Here is a 15,060-nt window from a genome sequence, read left to right on the forward strand (position 1 = left end):
GCCTTGTAAAAGGTACAAAAATCAAGAAAATGAAAAATACGATTACAATTATTGCATTATTTTTTTCCGTGTGTTTTTATGGTCAAAATCAATCGGTTTTAGGAAAATGGAAAACTATTGATGATGAAACTGGTAAAGCCAAATCTATTGTAGAAATTTACGAACGATCAGGGATGATTTATGGTAAAATCATTGATATTATTGATGTAGAAAAGAAGAAAAGTGTTTGTACAGCATGTACAGGAGAAGAGAAAAATAAACCTATTATGGGTTTAGTTATCATCAAAGGTCTTAAAAAAGATGGTAAAGAATATAATTCAGGAAAAATCTTGGATCCGGTTACTGGTAAGCAGTATAAATGTTTTATTGCTCTTGAAGGGAATGACAAACTAAATGTTCGCGGTTACATTGGCGTATCTTTGTTTGGAAGAACTCAAACCTGGAATAGAGTTAGATAATAAAAACAATAAGAGTTATGAGTTTACCGTATTACATAACTCAAACTCATAACTCTTAATTGTAAAATCGATGTTTTTTGTTGAAGTAATCTTACCGCTTTCCTTAGCTAAAACCTTTACATACGCCGTAACTGAAGTTGAATTCCATTTTTTAAAAAAGGGAATGCGAGTTGCGGTACCGTTTGGTAAAAGTAAAGTTTATACGGCACTTGTTATTGAAATTCATCAAAACAAACCATCCTTATACGAAGCAAAGGAAATCAGTCAAATTCTTGATGAAACTCCTATTGTAACTGAAATTCAAATTCAGCATTGGCAATGGATCGCATCTTATTATATGTGTGCTATTGGAGATGTATACAGGGGAGCATTACCAAGTGCTTTGCTTCTAGAGAGTGAAACTGTTATTTCTCAAAAAAGCAATTCTTTTGTTGATTCAAGTCAATTGTCTGATGAAGAATTTCTTGTTTACGAAGCACTTCAGCAACAAAGTTCTTTAAAAATTCAGGATATAATTTCTATCTTGAATAAAAAAAATATCTTTCCTGTTATTCAAAAATTAGTGGATAAAAATATTCTAGTTCTTCATGAAGAAGTTCAAGAAAATTACAAACCTAAGTTGGTTCGCTATGTTCGTTTGCATCCTAAATTCGATTCGAATCAGGGATTGAATGAATTATTAGAAACTTTAAAAAATGCGGCAAAGCAAAGAGATGTTGTAATGTCTTATTTTCAAATAAGTGCAACCGAGAAAAAGCCTATTACTGTAAAAAAATTAATTGAAGTTAGCCATTCGTCTTCTGTAATTGTTAAGGCATTAATTGAGAAAGAGATTTTTGAAGATTATTATTTGCAACAAGACAGAGTGGTTTTTGAGGGCAAATTGACTGAGGATTTGCTAGAATTAAATACGTATCAGCAGCTTGCATTAAGTGAAATTAAAGCTGATTTTTCTACTAAAGAGGTGTGTTTGTTGCATGGGGTAACTTCTAGCGGTAAAACAGAAATTTACATAAAGCTCATAGAAGAATACCTAGAATTAGGAAGTCAAATATTGTATCTACTTCCAGAGATAGCCTTGACGACTCAATTAGTAGGTAGACTAAGAGCTTATTTTGGTAATAAGGTGGCTGTTTTTCATTCGAAATATAATAACAATGAACGTATTGAGGTTTGGAATCAAGTTTTACAAAAATCAGATAAAGCGCAAGTTGTAATAGGAGCCAGGTCGGCTTTGTTTTTACCTTTTCAAAATTTAGGATTACTAATTGTTGATGAAGAACATGAACAAACCTTTAAACAAGTTGATCCTGCACCACGTTATCATGCCCGTGATGCAGCTATAGTTTTGGCTAAAGCCCATAAAGCTAAGGTTTTATTAGGATCTGCTACTCCAAGTATAGAGACGTATTACAATGCTAAATCAGGTAAGTTTGGACTGGTAGAACTTAGTCAGCGTCATGGAAATGTGATGATGCCACAAATAGAATTAGTTGATTTAAAAGATAAGTATTTCAGAAAGAAAATGAACGGCCATTTTAGTGATGATCTTATTCAATCTATTACGGATGCGCTAGTTTTAGGCGAGCAAGTTATTTTGTTTCAAAATAGGAGAGGGTATTCTCCTGTAATGGAGTGCATTACGTGTGGGCATGTGCCTCATTGCCAGCAGTGTGATGTAAGTTTGACATTTCATAAGAATAAGAATCAATTGCGCTGTCATTACTGTGGCTATAGTATGGCTAAGCCTACAAATTGTCATGCTTGTTCAAGCTTGGATTTGATTACTAAAGGGTTTGGAACGGAACAAATAGAACAAGAATTAGCTGTTTTGTTTCCAAATTCAAAAATAGGTAGGATGGATCAAGATACTACAAGAGGGAAATTTGGTTTTGAAAAAATTATCGATAGTTTTAAAAATAGAGAAATCGATATTTTAGTTGGTACTCAAATGCTTGCCAAAGGGTTGGATTTTGATAATGTTACTTTAGTTGGGATTTTGAACGCTGATAATATGTTATTTCATCCAGATTTTAGGGCATTTGAAAGAAGTTTCCAGATGATGACTCAAGTTTCAGGACGTGCAGGACGATCTGTAAAACAAGGTAAAGTAATTATTCAAACCTATAATCCCAATCACAATACAATACAACAGGTAACTCATAATGATTACAACGGAATGTATCAGGAACAACTGTATGACCGTCAAATTTATAAATACCCGCCTTATTTTAAGTTAATCAAGATAACACTTAAACAGCGTAATTATGACAAAGTTAACGAAGGTTCAGCTTGGTTGTATCAGGTATTAAGTCAAAATTTGAATATGCCAGTATTAGGGCCAGAGGAACCTGCAATAAGTAGAATTAGGAATGAATATATACGTACGATACTTATTAAAATTCCGAATACTACATCTCTAGTAAACACAAAAAAAACTATCCATAAAATAATGAATAGTTTTGAGACTGTTGCGCAATTTAGAGCGATTAAAGTAATTTTAAATGTTGACTACTATTAATAGTATAATGATTTAGGTAAAAGATAAAGCTTTTACTAAATCCTCTTTTTTATGACGACTTAATGGAATTTTAGTTGATCCTATTTCAGCAAACTTGCTGTTAAATCGTTCTACTTTGTCTATATTGATAATATATGATTTATGTACGCGAACAAATTTATCTTTGGGTAAATCGTTTTCAAAAGCTTTCATAGTAGAGAGAACTAAATTACTGTCGTCTTCTGTAACTACTTTTACATAATCTCCAAAGGCTTCGATCCATTTAATCTTAGAAGTAAAAATTTTAAGTTTTTTTAGATTACTTTTTATGAATATATGTTCTCCTTCTTCTTCCTTGTTTTCTTTCTTTAATTGGTAATTGTCAATTGCTCTTTTAACTGCTGCATTAAAACGGTCTATTGCAATTGGTTTTTGAAGATAATCCGTAGCATCATAATCAAATGCTTTCATGGCATACTCTGCTTTTGATGTAATGAAAACGATTTGTGGTTTCGTTTTTAAACCATCTAAAAAATCAAACCCACTGATTACAGGCATTTCAATGTCTAAGAATATAAGGTCAACATCATGGATAGACATATAATTTTTAGCCTCAATAGCATTAGAGAAATCTCCAAGAAGATTAAGATTTTGATGGTTATTTACTAACTTTGCGATAATCATTCTTTGTATAGAACTATCATCAACTACTACACAATTTAATTTCATAATAAAGTTTTATTTATTAGATCGTGTAAATATACTACTTTTAATTTAAGTTGTTTCAATTAAACGGATTTTTTTACTTTACGTCGATAAAAACAATAAAAATGTTTTTTTATTTAAATTTTTTATTACTTTTGCACCCAAATTAACAATAAATATATTTTTATGAATCATTATGAAACTGTTTTCATTTTAAATCCCGTTTTATCTGAAGTTCAGGTAAAGGAAACAGTAAGCAAATTTGAAGATTTTCTTACTAGTAGAGGTGCTGAAATGGTGTCTAAAGAAGACTGGGGTCTTAAAAAAATGGCTTACGAAATTCAAAACAAGAAAAGTGGTTTTTACCATTTATTCGAGTTCAAAGTAGCTGGTGAGGTTCTTATCGCTTTTGAAACTGAATTTAGACGTGACGAAAGAGTAATGCGTTTCTTGACTGTAAGTCTTGATAAACATGCTATTTCATGGGCTGAGAGAAGAAGAACTAAATTAAAATCTACAAAAGCTTAATTATTATGGCAACATTACAACAATCGGCTTCAGGAAAAAAAGACGGAGATATTAGATATTTAACGCCTTTGAACATAGAAACTAACAAAACTAAAAAGTATTGTCGTTTCAAAAAATCAGGAATCAAATATATTGATTATAAAGATGCTGATTTCTTATTGAAATTTGTTAATGAGCAAGGTAAAATTTTACCACGTCGTTTAACAGGAACTTCATTAAAATACCAAAGAAAAGTTTCAGTTGCTGTGAAAAGAGCACGTCACATTGCTTTGATGCCTTACGTGGCGGATTTACTTAAATAATATTAAAACTCAGTTGTTGGTTTTCTAATCATGAAACCTAACTTCTATAATAAAGGACAACAACATGGAACTTATTTTAAAACAAGATGTTCAAAATTTAGGATTTAAAGATGATGTAGTAACTGTAAAAAACGGTTATGGTCGTAATTATTTAATTCCACAAGGATTTGCTCAATTAGCTACTTCATCTGCAAAGAAAGTATTAGCTGAAAACTTAAAGCAAAGAGCTCACAAAGAAGCTAAAGTAGTTGCTGATGCAAAAGCATTAGGTGAAGCTTTAAAAGCTATCGAAATTAAAATATTTGCTAAAGCAGGTGGTGAAAAATTATTTGGTTCTATCACTAATATTGACATTGCTGAAGCATTAGCAAAAGGTGGTCAAACTATTGATAGAAAATTTATCACTAGCGGTATCGTTAAACGTACAGGTAAATACAATGCAAGTGTTCGTTTACACAGAGATGTTATAGTTGAATTAGACTATGAAATCGTTGCAGAAAAATAGAATTTTCTTAACTTTTTGTTAAAGAAATAGTAAAATCACTCTTCGGAGTGATTTTTTTTTGCTTAATTTTGTGGCACAAATAACACACACAATTAAACAAATGAAAAAAATTATTACACTACTTCTGATTTTTTGTAGTTCTGTTACCATGTTGGGACAAACTACAACATCAAGTATTAAAGGAATTGTAAAAAGTTCAGCGGGTGAAACATTACCAGGCGCAACTATTCTAGCAATTCATACTCCTACAGGATCCAAATACTCTGGAGTTTCAAATGTAGATGGTAGGTACAATATGCTAAATATGCGTATTGGTGGGCCTTACAAAATTACTATTTCCTTTGTAGGTTATGAATCTCAGGTTTACAATGAAGTATATTTAGAGTTGGGTAAAGCATTAATTTTAGATGCGCAACTAAGCGACGTGAGTCAACAACTTAGCGAGGTAAAAGTTACAGGTTCTAAAAACAAAGTATTTGGTAATGGAAGAACAGGTGCCGAAACTACCATTGGTAGAAAAGAATTAACTGCGTTACCTACTATTTCTAGATCAGCTGATGATTTTACCCGTTTAGAACCATCTGCAAGTGGAGGTTCTTTTGGAGGACGTAATGATCAATACAACAGTTACTCTTTAAATGGAGCCGTTTTTAACAATCCTTTCGGATTAGATGCTGCTACTCCTGGAGGACAAACTGGTTCGCAACCTATTTCATTGGATGCAATTGAACAAATTCAGGTTGCTACAGCGCCTTATGATGTAACTTTATCTGGTTTTACAGGTGCATCTGTAAATGCAGTTACTAAATCAGGTACCAATGAATTTCATGGTACTGCTTATGCTTTCTTTAGAAATCAAGATCTAACAGGAAGTAAAATAAAAGGACAAGATATATTTGTTCCTTCTTTAGAACAAACGCAAGCTGGATTTAGCTTTGGAGGCCCATTAGTAAAAGATAAGTTGTTTTTCTTTGCTAATTATGAAATCGATAAGCGTAGTGACTTAGGATCCAATTTTGTTGCTAATAATGGTGATGGTGTTACAGGTGTAAATGAATCCAGAGTTTTAGAATCTGATTTGGTTGCAGTATCAGCTGCTTTAGGTAGATTGGGTTATAACACTGGTGCTTACCAAGGTTTTAAACATAATACCAATTCTAATAAAGGTATCGTAAAATTAGATTGGAACATTAATGACAACAATAAATTGGCTGTTATTTACAACTTTTTGAATGCTGCAAAAGACAAACCAGCGCATCCATCAGCTTTAGGATTTAGAGGTCCAGATGTAAATACACTACAATTCGAAAAATCTGGATATCAAATTAACAATGAATTAAGATCTTTTTTAGTTGAGTTAAACTCCAAAATAAGCGAAACTGTTTCTAATAAATTACAAGCGGGTTATACTCATTTTAATGATTTTAGAGATCCTTTTTCTGAGCCAGCTCCAGTAATTAATATTCAGAGTAATGGTTCAAATTACATTATTGCTGGTCACGAACCTTTTTCGATCAACAATACTCTAGATCAAAAAGTGCTTCAAATTACAAACAATTTAAGTTATACAGCAGGTAAGCATGCTTTTACTTTTGGTGCTTCTTTTGAGAAATATCAATTTGAAAATTCATTTAATTTGGCTGGATATGATAAATTTCGTAATCAAGTAACTGATCCTATTCCATATTATGGTACATTTAATTCTTATTCAAGCGTTGCCGCTTTTTTGGCAGATGCTGCTAATCCAGAGGCATTAAGTTCGTTGAAACAAAATATGAAACATGCTCAAGACACTTACGTATTAAGAAATTCGTTTGCTGTTGGAGCAGATAATGGATGGAAATTAGCTGAGCTTAATGTGGGTCAAGCTGCATTATATGCTCAAGATGATTGGAATATTACCGATAATTTCAAACTTTCATTAGGATTAAGAGTTGATAAACCGTTGTATTTTGATACTTCTGATTTAATTCAAAAATACATAGACACTCAAAACGGAGCTACAAGAAATAATAGTGTTTTGTATTATAATCCTAAAACGAAGGCTGATGAAACATTAATTTCAACTACATTACCAACAGATAAATTACTTTGGTCACCAAGAATGGGTTTCAATTGGGATGTTAAAGGAGATAAAACTACACAATTGCGTGGTGGTTCAGGTATATTTACTGGAAAATTACCATTTGTATGGTTAGGAAATCAAGTGAGTGGTGCTGATGATGGTTTCTTTCAAATTATGGATAAAAATTTTAAGTGGCCTCAAGTATGGAGATCAAGTTTAGGTTTAGATCACCGTTTCAAAAACAATTATATTGCAACTTTTGATATGTCTTACAACAAAGATATCAACGGTGTTCATGTGCAAAACTGGGGTTTAAGAACTCCATCTGGAATTCTTGCGGGTGTTGATAAAAGAGTAATTTACAATGCTACAGACAAAGGCGCTAATAACGCTTATGTAATGACTAATTCTAATAAAGGATATGTTTTAAACACATCATTTAAGTTGCAAAAAAACTTTGATAACGGTTTATTTGCCAGTTTAGCTTATAATTATTTAATAGCTAAAGATGTAAACTCTATTGAAGCTGAAATCACGGGTGATGCATTTGCATTTAATCCAGCTTTGGGTAATGTAAATGATGCCGTTTTGTCTAATTCAAAATACGGAGATACGCACCGTTTTATTGGTGTAGCATCTAAGAAATGGAAATACGGTTCGAAAAGCAAGTGGGCAACTACTGTTTCAACATTTTTTGAATATGCACAGGGTGGTCGTTTTAATTATATATATGGAGGTGATATTAACAATGACGGTTCTGTTAATAATGATTTAATTTATGTGCCTACGACGGCTGAAATTGGAGCTATGACATTTAGTGGAGCTGGACAAGGTGCAGCATTTGATGCTTTCATCAACCAAGATAAATATTTAAGTGAAAGAAGAGGTCAATACGCTGAGCGTTATGGAGCATTAGCGCCATGGAGAGGAAAATGGGATATGAAATTAATCCAGGATTATAATTTTAAACCTTCTTCAAGTTCAGATAAAACAAATACAATACAGTTTAGTGTTGATATCTTAAATGTTGGAAATTTATTAAATTCTGATTGGGGATTAGTACAAGTTCCTACAAGTATACAACCAATAGGAGTTTCTGTTGATCAAAACACAAAAGAGCCTACTTATACTTTTAATGGAACACAAACTAAAACGTTCAATTACGATGCTAGTTTATTATCAAGATGGCAAGCACAGTTTGGAATTAGATATATTTTCTAGTCTATTTAGAAATTAATTGAAAGCCTTCTTGAAAAAGAAGGCTTTTTTTATGATTAAGTTTTAAATTTGCATTCGCAAAAAAGCATTTTTGAATTATAATTTTAGATTAACAATTATACAATGAAATATACTCGATTGACCAAAGAGCAGTTTGAAGAACTGACGCAAGAATTTACAAATTTTCTAGCCACTCAAGCTATTGATAAAGCAGAGTGGGATAAAATTAAAGCTGAAAAACCAGAAGTGGCTGAACAAGAATTGGATGTTTTTTCCGATTTGATTTGGGAAGGTGTACTTTCTAAAGCTACTTATTTAGAACATTTTTCTAAAAATCATATTTTTCTTTTTCACTGTTTTGATACACATGTACAATCTATTGTTTTAAAGTCTCTAGTTCCAGAAGTTGATTTTTTAACTCGTGAGGGATTGCAATGGCTTAGTGACAATATGTTTACGGATACCATTGAAATGAAAGTGGGTAAAAAAGAATTTACTGAGGAACGCAACTCTTCAATTTTTGAATTGATTCAACAAGGTTCTTTTTTAAGTGACGGTCAATTATACCAACAAATAAATACAATTATAGCTTCTTAAATGTATTGCTGATTATTTTAAATTGGTTATTTTAGTACCTTATTTCAAGTACTAAGATAGCCAATTTTTATTTCCATGAATATTCAAAATACAATTCAACAACTAAGAGAAGAGTTGCATCAGCATAATTACAATTATTATGTTTTAGATAATCCTGTTATTACTGACTATGAATTTGATTTAAAATTAAAACAGCTACAAGAACTTGAGAGTAAGTATCCAGAATTTGAAGATAAAAACTCACCTACACAAAGAGTAGGAGGTACTATAACTAAAAATTTCCAAACTGTAGCGCATGAACATCGCATGTACTCTTTAGATAATTCCTATTCTAAAGAAGATCTTATCAATTGGGAAACTCGATTAAAAAAAGTTTTAGGCGATGTTCCTATTTCTTATACTTGCGAGTTAAAATATGACGGTGCTTCGATAAGTATTACCTATGAAAATGGAAAATTACAAAAAGCAGTTACTCGTGGCGATGGATTTCAAGGGGATGATGTAACACAAAACATTAAAACCATAAAAACGATTCCTTTGCAACTAAAAGGTAATTATCCTGTAAAATTTGACATTCGGGGAGAAATAATTTTACCATTTGCTGGTTTTGAAAAAATGAACCAGGATTTGATTGAAATTGGTGAAACACCATATTCAAACCCTAGAAATACTGCCTCGGGAAGTTTAAAATTGCAAGATAGCGCACTCGTTGCAAAACGTCCCTTAGATTGTTTGTTGTATTTTATAATAGGTAGTGATTTGCCTTTCGATTCGCAATTTAATAGTTTAAATGTGGCAAGAGAATGGGGTTTTAAAGTGCCCAAAGAAGCTCAATTAGCAAACAATCTGGAAGAGGTTTTTGATTTTATAACGTATTGGGACGTTCACCGTCATGATTTACCGTATGAAACTGACGGTGTTGTTGTAAAGGTTAATTCATTTTATTTTCAAGAAGAATTAGGGTATACAGCGAAATCTCCGCGCTGGGCTATAGCGTATAAATTCAAATCAGAGCAGGTTTCTACCCGATTAAACTCGATTTCTTATCAAGTAGGTAGAACTGGATCTATAACTCCAGTTGCTAATTTGTCTCCTGTACAACTGGCAGGAACAGTGGTTAAAAGAGCTTCCTTACACAATGCCGATCAAATTGAAAAATTAGATATTCGAGTTGGAGACACCGTATTTGTTGAAAAGGGAGGAGAGATAATTCCAAAGATTATTGCAGTTGATTTGAGTTTTAGACCTGAAAATACAATACCAACCACTTATATCACGCAATGTCCTGAATGTAAAACCGAGTTAATAAAAAATGAAGGAGAAGCCAATCATTACTGTCCTAATTTTTATGGTTGCCCTCCTCAAATTATTGGCCGAATACAGCACTTTATATCTAGAAAGGCAATGGATATTGAGGGTTTAGGTGGTGAGACGGTTGCGCTACTTTTCAATAATAATTTGGTTCAAAATTATGCTGATCTTTATGATCTAAAGGTGGAACAAATTGTACCCTTAGAGCGTATGGCTCAAAAATCTGCAGAAAATCTTATTAATGGTGTCGAAAACTCAAAAAACATTCCTTTTGAAAGGGTTTTATACGCTCTAGGGATTCGATATGTAGGAGAAACTGTGGCCAAAAAATTAGCACTTCATTATAAAAACATAGAGGCTTTGCAAATTGCAACAATTTCTGATTTAGTTCAAGTAGATGAAATTGGAGAGCGTATTGCACAAAGCGTTGTTTCGTTTTTTGAAAATGAAAATAATATTGCTATAATAGATAAATTAAAAAATGTAGGAGTTCAATTTGAAGTTGTTGAAACTGTAAATCCAAACGCAACCACAATTTTCTCTGGAAAGATATTTGTTGTTTCGGGTGTTTTTGAAAAATTCTCAAGAGACGAATTAAAAAAAGCAATAGAAGACAATGGAGGAAAAGTAGGTAGTTCTATTTCAGCCAAAACAGATTATGTTGTTGCGGGAGATAATATGGGGCCGGCAAAACTAGACAAGGCCACAAAGTTAAACGTTTCTATAATTTCTGAAGAGGATTTTTTGAACCTTTTAAAACCATAAAATGAAAATTTATAATGTTAAAAGTAGTTTGATCGAAAAGGCATTAATAGCTTTTATGTTTGTATTTACATTAATTGAGGTTATTGCAGAATTGTCATCTTTTGAACCGATACTTTTTGCATTTAAACCTTTGATAGCGCTTTTGATTTTAATCTTATATTTAATTACTTCAAAAGTTAGAAATACACTTTTTATTTCAGCTAGTATTTTTTTATTTATTGTGAGTGTTTTGTTAATACCTAATTCATCTTATTTTTCCCTTGCAGCGCTAGCGGGTTATATTATACATAGGTCATTACTTATAACTTATATTATAAAAATAAATAAAGTGAAAGATTTTATTCCAGTGGTAATAGCAATTATCCCCACTTTATTTATTTTTTCTTACCTACTTTCAATTGCAGATGAAATCAACAGATCAAGTTTTTATGGAATAGTGGTTCAAAACATTGTAATATCAATTATGGCTGGGCTTGTAATATCAAATTATTTTATGAATGATAACAACGATTCACCTTGGTTGTATATTTATGGACTCCTCTTTACGGCATTGTATTTCACGGTTTTTATTGAAAAATGTTTTTTGTCAACTTTTCCACCCACTTTTTTTAGACCGCTAGGAATGGTACTATATGTTAGTAGTTATTATGCATTTTACAGATTTGTAATTGATACAGAAAATATTCATAAAGATAGAGTGCAATAGTTAGTCTTTTTTGAAATTAAAAGTATAGCTAAACTATGATAGACTTTCCTTCAAAAGCTTTTGTTTTGCCATTGTCTACATAAAAATCAATTCTACCTAAATTGATTCCGTAACATCCCACTTGATTCACTAATACATCTTTTCCTAGTTTGTTTTTTACCACCGAAGGTTTGTCTAAAAATGTATGGGTGTGTCCGCCTATAATCAAGTCAATATCTTGAGTAAGTTCGGCAAGTTTCAAATCACAAATTTTGTTTGTTTCGTCTTTGTATTTATAACCTAAATGAGACAAACAAATCACAATATCGCATTTGTTTTCTTGTTTTAAAACTCGAACCATGTCTTGAGCTATTTCTAGAGGATCATTATAAACAGTTTCTTTATACATGCCTTTATCTACAAGTCCTGCAAGTTCAATTCCTAGTCCAAAAACTCCAACTTTAATGCCGTCTTTATTAAAAATTTTGAATGGTTTTACAAATCCATCCATAACTGTATTTTTAAAATCATAATTGGCCGAAAGAAATTCAAATTTTGCGTGATGCATTTGAGCGCGCAGTCCATCAACGCCATTGTCAAAATCATGATTACCTATGGTAGAGGCGTCATACTGCATCATACTCATTAATTTAAATTCCAGTTCACCACCGTAGTAATTGAAATAGGGTGTGCCTTGAAAAATATCACCAGCATCTAGTAGAAGTACATTCGGATTTTCTTTTCTAATGCTTTCAATAAGAGCAGCTCTTCGTGCTACTCCGCCCATGTTTGCATTACGCGGATGATCAGCAGGAAATGGATCTATATAACTATGAACATCATTAGTATGTAAAATGGTAAGCTGTTTTGCTGTGGTTGTATCAAAACTACTTAGGGATAAACCTAAACTCAATAATGCTGATCCAGCAGCAGTTTTTTCTATAAATTCTCTTCTTTTCATCGTGTATATTTTGTCTAATTGATTTTCTTGAAAATGAATTAGGATTTCTTTTTATTTTTTTTGCTGTAAACGCAGGTGAGTTTTTTTTTAAAAGATATTATTATCTATTATCTATTTTAAAATCATTAATAAAATTAGATATTACTTTTCTTCGGTAATTCTAACATCATCAATCACAGGTATGGTATCTACTTCTTTAAAATAATCAATTAGAATATTACGAAGTTTGTATTCTAAATCAAACTTTTGAATTCCTTTCTTAAAAAAGTTCATGTTATCACCACCATTAGCAAGATAATCATTGGTTCCTACATAATAAGTGGTGTTTGCATCTAAAGGATTTCCTTGAACCATTATGTTTTTAGGATTGTTATTAGCATCAATAGTAAAAGTTATTCCAGCTAATGGATGTGGTTTTTTTTCAGCAATAAAAAAAGTAACCATCTCAAGTATTTGTTCTCCTTTTAAGGCAATAACAACTAAACTGTTTTCAAAAGGCATGATTTCAAATGCAGTTCTTGCTGTCACATTCCCTTTGGGTAATATAGACCTTATTCCGCCGCTATTTAAAATGCAAATATCAATTTTCTTTTTTTCTCTGGCTTGAAAAACAATATTTCCGCGTAACAAAGTCACATCAGCCATAAGATTTCCAATTTTTGTTTGCCATTTTCCGTTGCTTTTATCTAATGTTTCCGGACAAAAAGCAAGTACACTGTCAAGATCTTTGTTGATATGTTCTCTATAAGGTTTGACAAAATTTTCTATTTCAGGGTTTGTTCCTTGTTTATCAGTTACTGCGACTCTTTTACCTTCAATTTTAGTAACAGTGTAACTTTGTTTACTGCAGGATGCAATAAAAAAAAATGTTAAGAATATAACAAAAAGTTTAGAAACATCGTTATACTTTTTTAGATTTACCATTTTAAATGCGACTTTATTAATTAATTTTGTAATCAGGTAAAAGTAATATGTTTTTGAATCACATTAAAAATTTTTGGGTAAAAAAAACATTAAATAAAAAATTACAAAGTTCATCTCTTTTGGTGGTACCTTCATCGGTAAAAACTATTGGAGTTCTAGTTGATGGAATCGGTTTTACAAAAACAAAACTTTTGGTTAATGAACTTGTGTTGGGAGGAATTCTTCCTGAAAATATAGCGATACTTCAGTTTAAGAAAGATTCGGTCAATCAAATTAAAGATGAGTTTCCGAGTTTGGAACACGCTCATTTACAATGGAACGGAGGATTTAGTGGTGTTGCTCCAAAAGAGTTTTTGAGTAAAAAGTATGATGTGTTAATAAGTTATTATGATCTAGAAGAGGCAATTTTAATGCAACTTACACATTCAACAAAGGCTGGTTTTAAAGTAGGTTTTGCATCAGTTGATACTCGATTACATCATTTTACCATCCAAACTTCTCTTGAAAATCATGTGGTTTTTGTAAAAGAGTTTTTTAAAATTTTAAAATTACTAAATAAAATATAATTCAATATGCAATCATTAATAGGTACAGGTGTTGCTCTTGTAACTCCTTTTAAAAGCGATTTTTCAATAGATGTTGATGCTTTAAAAAGAATAGTCAATTATTCCATTGAAGGTGGAATAGAATATCTGGTAGTATTAGGTACTACTGCAGAGAATGCTACCTTATCACAAGAGGAAAAAGAACTAGTTATTGCAACTGTCATTGAAGCAAATAATGGTGCATTGCCACTTGTTTTAGGGGTAGGAGGAAACAATACTGCTAAGGTTGTTGCAGAGTTAGAGACTAGAGATTTATCAGCATTTACGGCAATTTTATCTGTATCACCATATTATAATAAACCAACTCAAGAAGGAATTTATCAGCATTTTAAAGCAGTTGCAGAGGCTTCTCCGATACCTGTAATTTTATATAATGTTCCAGGAAGAACGGCAAGTAATATGCTACCAAGCACTGTATTGCGTTTAGCACATGAATTTAAAAATGTAGTAGCTATAAAAGAGGCAGCTGGTGATTTAGTGCAAGCCATGCAATTGATACAGAATAAACCATCGGACTTTTTAGTAATTTCTGGAGATGATATGATTGCTTTACCAATGGTTTTGGCTGGAGGAGCAGGTGTAATATCTGTGATTGGTCAAGGTTTTCCAAGGGAGTTTTCAAATATGATTCGACTTGGTTTAGAACGTAAAGTTGACGAAGCTTTTAAAACCCAATATCTACTTGCTGATAGTATTGATATGATTTTTGAACAAGGAAATCCTGCAGGAATTAAGCAAATCTTTCAATCCTTAGGCATTGCTTCTAATACGGTAAGATTACCATTAGTAACCGTGGATGAATCACTAGAAAAAAGAATTGATACATTTGTAAAAAAAATCAACGGATAGGTTTTTGAAATCAATTTTTTTAACAAAAAAAATATATTTTGTATTCGCTGAATTAATACCTAAATTTGCCACCGAAACTTCG

Annotated in this window: 14 protein-coding genes; 11 read left to right on the forward strand and 3 right to left on the reverse strand. The window is 31.8% G+C overall.

The window, feature by feature from the left end; all coding sequences use genetic code 11:
• Positions 1–29 precede the first annotated feature (29 nt).
• Both LQ189_RS05970 and priA read left to right on the forward strand, forming a co-directional pair.
• A complete protein-coding gene (locus tag LQ189_RS05970) occupies positions 30–458 on the forward strand; it encodes a DUF2147 domain-containing protein (RefSeq protein ID WP_182648306.1) in 429 nt (142 codons plus the stop codon).
• A 70-nt stretch (positions 459–528) separates the two neighbouring features.
• On the forward strand, positions 529–2,979 hold the full coding sequence (gene priA / locus LQ189_RS05975; protein ID WP_230155003.1) for a primosomal protein N': 2,451 nt from the start codon (positions 529–531) through the stop codon (positions 2,977–2,979).
• 12 nt (positions 2,980–2,991) lie between these two features.
• Here priA and LQ189_RS05980 read toward each other — a convergent pair whose 3' ends face one another.
• Positions 2,992–3,687, reverse strand: a complete 696-nt coding sequence (locus tag LQ189_RS05980; protein WP_086454225.1) for a LytTR family DNA-binding domain-containing protein — start codon at positions 3,685–3,687, stop codon at positions 2,992–2,994.
• Positions 3,688–3,849: 162 nt separating this feature from the next.
• Here LQ189_RS05980 and rpsF point away from each other — a divergent pair, with 162 nt between their 5' ends.
• From rpsF to LQ189_RS06015, 7 genes are all read left to right on the forward strand, one after another.
• Positions 3,850–4,191 carry a 30S ribosomal protein S6 gene (rpsF, locus tag LQ189_RS05985; RefSeq protein ID WP_035671622.1) on the forward strand — a complete coding sequence of 114 codons (342 nt, stop codon included), beginning with the start codon at positions 3,850–3,852 and terminating at the stop codon, positions 4,189–4,191.
• A 5-nt stretch (positions 4,192–4,196) separates the two neighbouring features.
• On the forward strand, positions 4,197–4,493 hold the full coding sequence (gene rpsR, locus LQ189_RS05990) for a 30S ribosomal protein S18 (RefSeq protein ID WP_086454224.1): 297 nt from the start codon (positions 4,197–4,199) through the stop codon (positions 4,491–4,493).
• Between the two features lie 64 nt (positions 4,494–4,557).
• The gene (gene rplI, locus LQ189_RS05995; RefSeq protein ID WP_086454223.1) at positions 4,558–4,998 is read left to right on the forward strand and encodes a 50S ribosomal protein L9; all 441 of its coding nucleotides are present in this window, start codon (positions 4,558–4,560) and stop codon (positions 4,996–4,998) included.
• 100 nt (positions 4,999–5,098) lie between these two features.
• A complete protein-coding gene (locus LQ189_RS06000) occupies positions 5,099–8,284 on the forward strand; it encodes a carboxypeptidase regulatory-like domain-containing protein (protein WP_230155004.1) in 3,186 nt (1,061 codons plus the stop codon).
• Positions 8,285–8,404: 120 nt separating this feature from the next.
• Positions 8,405–8,878 (forward strand): DUF6495 family protein, encoded by a 474-nt coding sequence (locus tag LQ189_RS06005; protein WP_230155006.1) that lies wholly within the window; start codon positions 8,405–8,407, stop codon positions 8,876–8,878.
• Positions 8,879–8,953: 75 nt separating this feature from the next.
• Positions 8,954–10,954, forward strand: coding sequence for an NAD-dependent DNA ligase LigA (gene ligA / locus LQ189_RS06010; protein ID WP_230155009.1), 2,001 nt, complete (start codon positions 8,954–8,956; stop codon positions 10,952–10,954).
• 1 nt (position 10,955) lies between these two features.
• Positions 10,956–11,660, forward strand: coding sequence for a hypothetical protein (locus LQ189_RS06015; protein ID WP_230155010.1), 705 nt, complete (start codon positions 10,956–10,958; stop codon positions 11,658–11,660).
• 28 nt (positions 11,661–11,688) lie between these two features.
• Here LQ189_RS06015 and LQ189_RS06020 read toward each other — a convergent pair whose 3' ends face one another.
• Both LQ189_RS06020 and LQ189_RS06025 read right to left on the reverse strand, forming a co-directional pair.
• Positions 11,689–12,600 carry a bifunctional UDP-sugar hydrolase/5'-nucleotidase gene (locus LQ189_RS06020; protein ID WP_230155011.1) on the reverse strand — a complete coding sequence of 304 codons (912 nt, stop codon included), beginning with the start codon at positions 12,598–12,600 and terminating at the stop codon, positions 11,689–11,691.
• A 141-nt stretch (positions 12,601–12,741) separates the two neighbouring features.
• On the reverse strand, positions 12,742–13,524 hold the full coding sequence (locus LQ189_RS06025) for a 5'-nucleotidase C-terminal domain-containing protein (protein ID WP_230155013.1): 783 nt from the start codon (positions 13,522–13,524) through the stop codon (positions 12,742–12,744).
• Positions 13,525–13,577: 53 nt separating this feature from the next.
• Between LQ189_RS06025 and LQ189_RS06030 the strand changes: the two genes are divergently transcribed.
• Positions 13,578–14,090, forward strand: a complete 513-nt coding sequence (locus LQ189_RS06030; RefSeq protein WP_230155017.1) for a hypothetical protein — start codon at positions 13,578–13,580, stop codon at positions 14,088–14,090.
• A gap of 6 nt (positions 14,091–14,096) precedes the next feature.
• Complete coding sequence (dapA, locus tag LQ189_RS06035) at positions 14,097–14,978, forward strand: 4-hydroxy-tetrahydrodipicolinate synthase (protein ID WP_230155018.1); 882 nt, start codon at positions 14,097–14,099, stop codon at positions 14,976–14,978.
• Positions 14,979–15,060 lie beyond the last annotated feature (82 nt).

Source organism: Flavobacterium sp. CECT 9288 (genome assembly GCF_918731615.1).
In the GTDB taxonomy this organism is placed as follows: domain Bacteria; phylum Bacteroidota; class Bacteroidia; order Flavobacteriales; family Flavobacteriaceae; genus Flavobacterium.

Excerpts from the sequence above, each read along its gene's own strand:
- LQ189_RS05980 (WP_086454225.1), bottom strand. The coding sequence starts at position 3,687 with ATGAAATTAAATTGTGTAGTAGTTGATGATAGTTCTATACAAAGAATG.
- ligA (WP_230155009.1), top strand. The coding sequence starts at position 8,954 with ATGAATATTCAAAATACAATTCAACAACTAAGAGAAGAGTTGCATCAG.
- dapA (WP_230155018.1), top strand. The coding sequence starts at position 14,097 with ATGCAATCATTAATAGGTACAGGTGTTGCTCTTGTAACTCCTTTTAAA.
- LQ189_RS06015 (WP_230155010.1), top strand. The coding sequence starts at position 10,956 with ATGAAAATTTATAATGTTAAAAGTAGTTTGATCGAAAAGGCATTAATA.
- LQ189_RS06025 (WP_230155013.1), bottom strand. The coding sequence starts at position 13,524 with ATGGTAAATCTAAAAAAGTATAACGATGTTTCTAAACTTTTTGTTATA.
- LQ189_RS05970 (WP_182648306.1), top strand. The coding sequence starts at position 30 with ATGAAAAATACGATTACAATTATTGCATTATTTTTTTCCGTGTGTTTT.
- rpsF (WP_035671622.1), top strand. The coding sequence starts at position 3,850 with ATGAATCATTATGAAACTGTTTTCATTTTAAATCCCGTTTTATCTGAA.
- rplI (WP_086454223.1), top strand. The coding sequence starts at position 4,558 with ATGGAACTTATTTTAAAACAAGATGTTCAAAATTTAGGATTTAAAGAT.
- LQ189_RS06000 (WP_230155004.1), top strand. The coding sequence starts at position 5,099 with ATGAAAAAAATTATTACACTACTTCTGATTTTTTGTAGTTCTGTTACC.
- rpsR (WP_086454224.1), top strand. The coding sequence starts at position 4,197 with ATGGCAACATTACAACAATCGGCTTCAGGAAAAAAAGACGGAGATATT.
- LQ189_RS06005 (WP_230155006.1), top strand. The coding sequence starts at position 8,405 with ATGAAATATACTCGATTGACCAAAGAGCAGTTTGAAGAACTGACGCAA.
- priA (WP_230155003.1), top strand. The coding sequence starts at position 529 with ATGTTTTTTGTTGAAGTAATCTTACCGCTTTCCTTAGCTAAAACCTTT.
- LQ189_RS06020 (WP_230155011.1), bottom strand. The coding sequence starts at position 12,600 with ATGAAAAGAAGAGAATTTATAGAAAAAACTGCTGCTGGATCAGCATTA.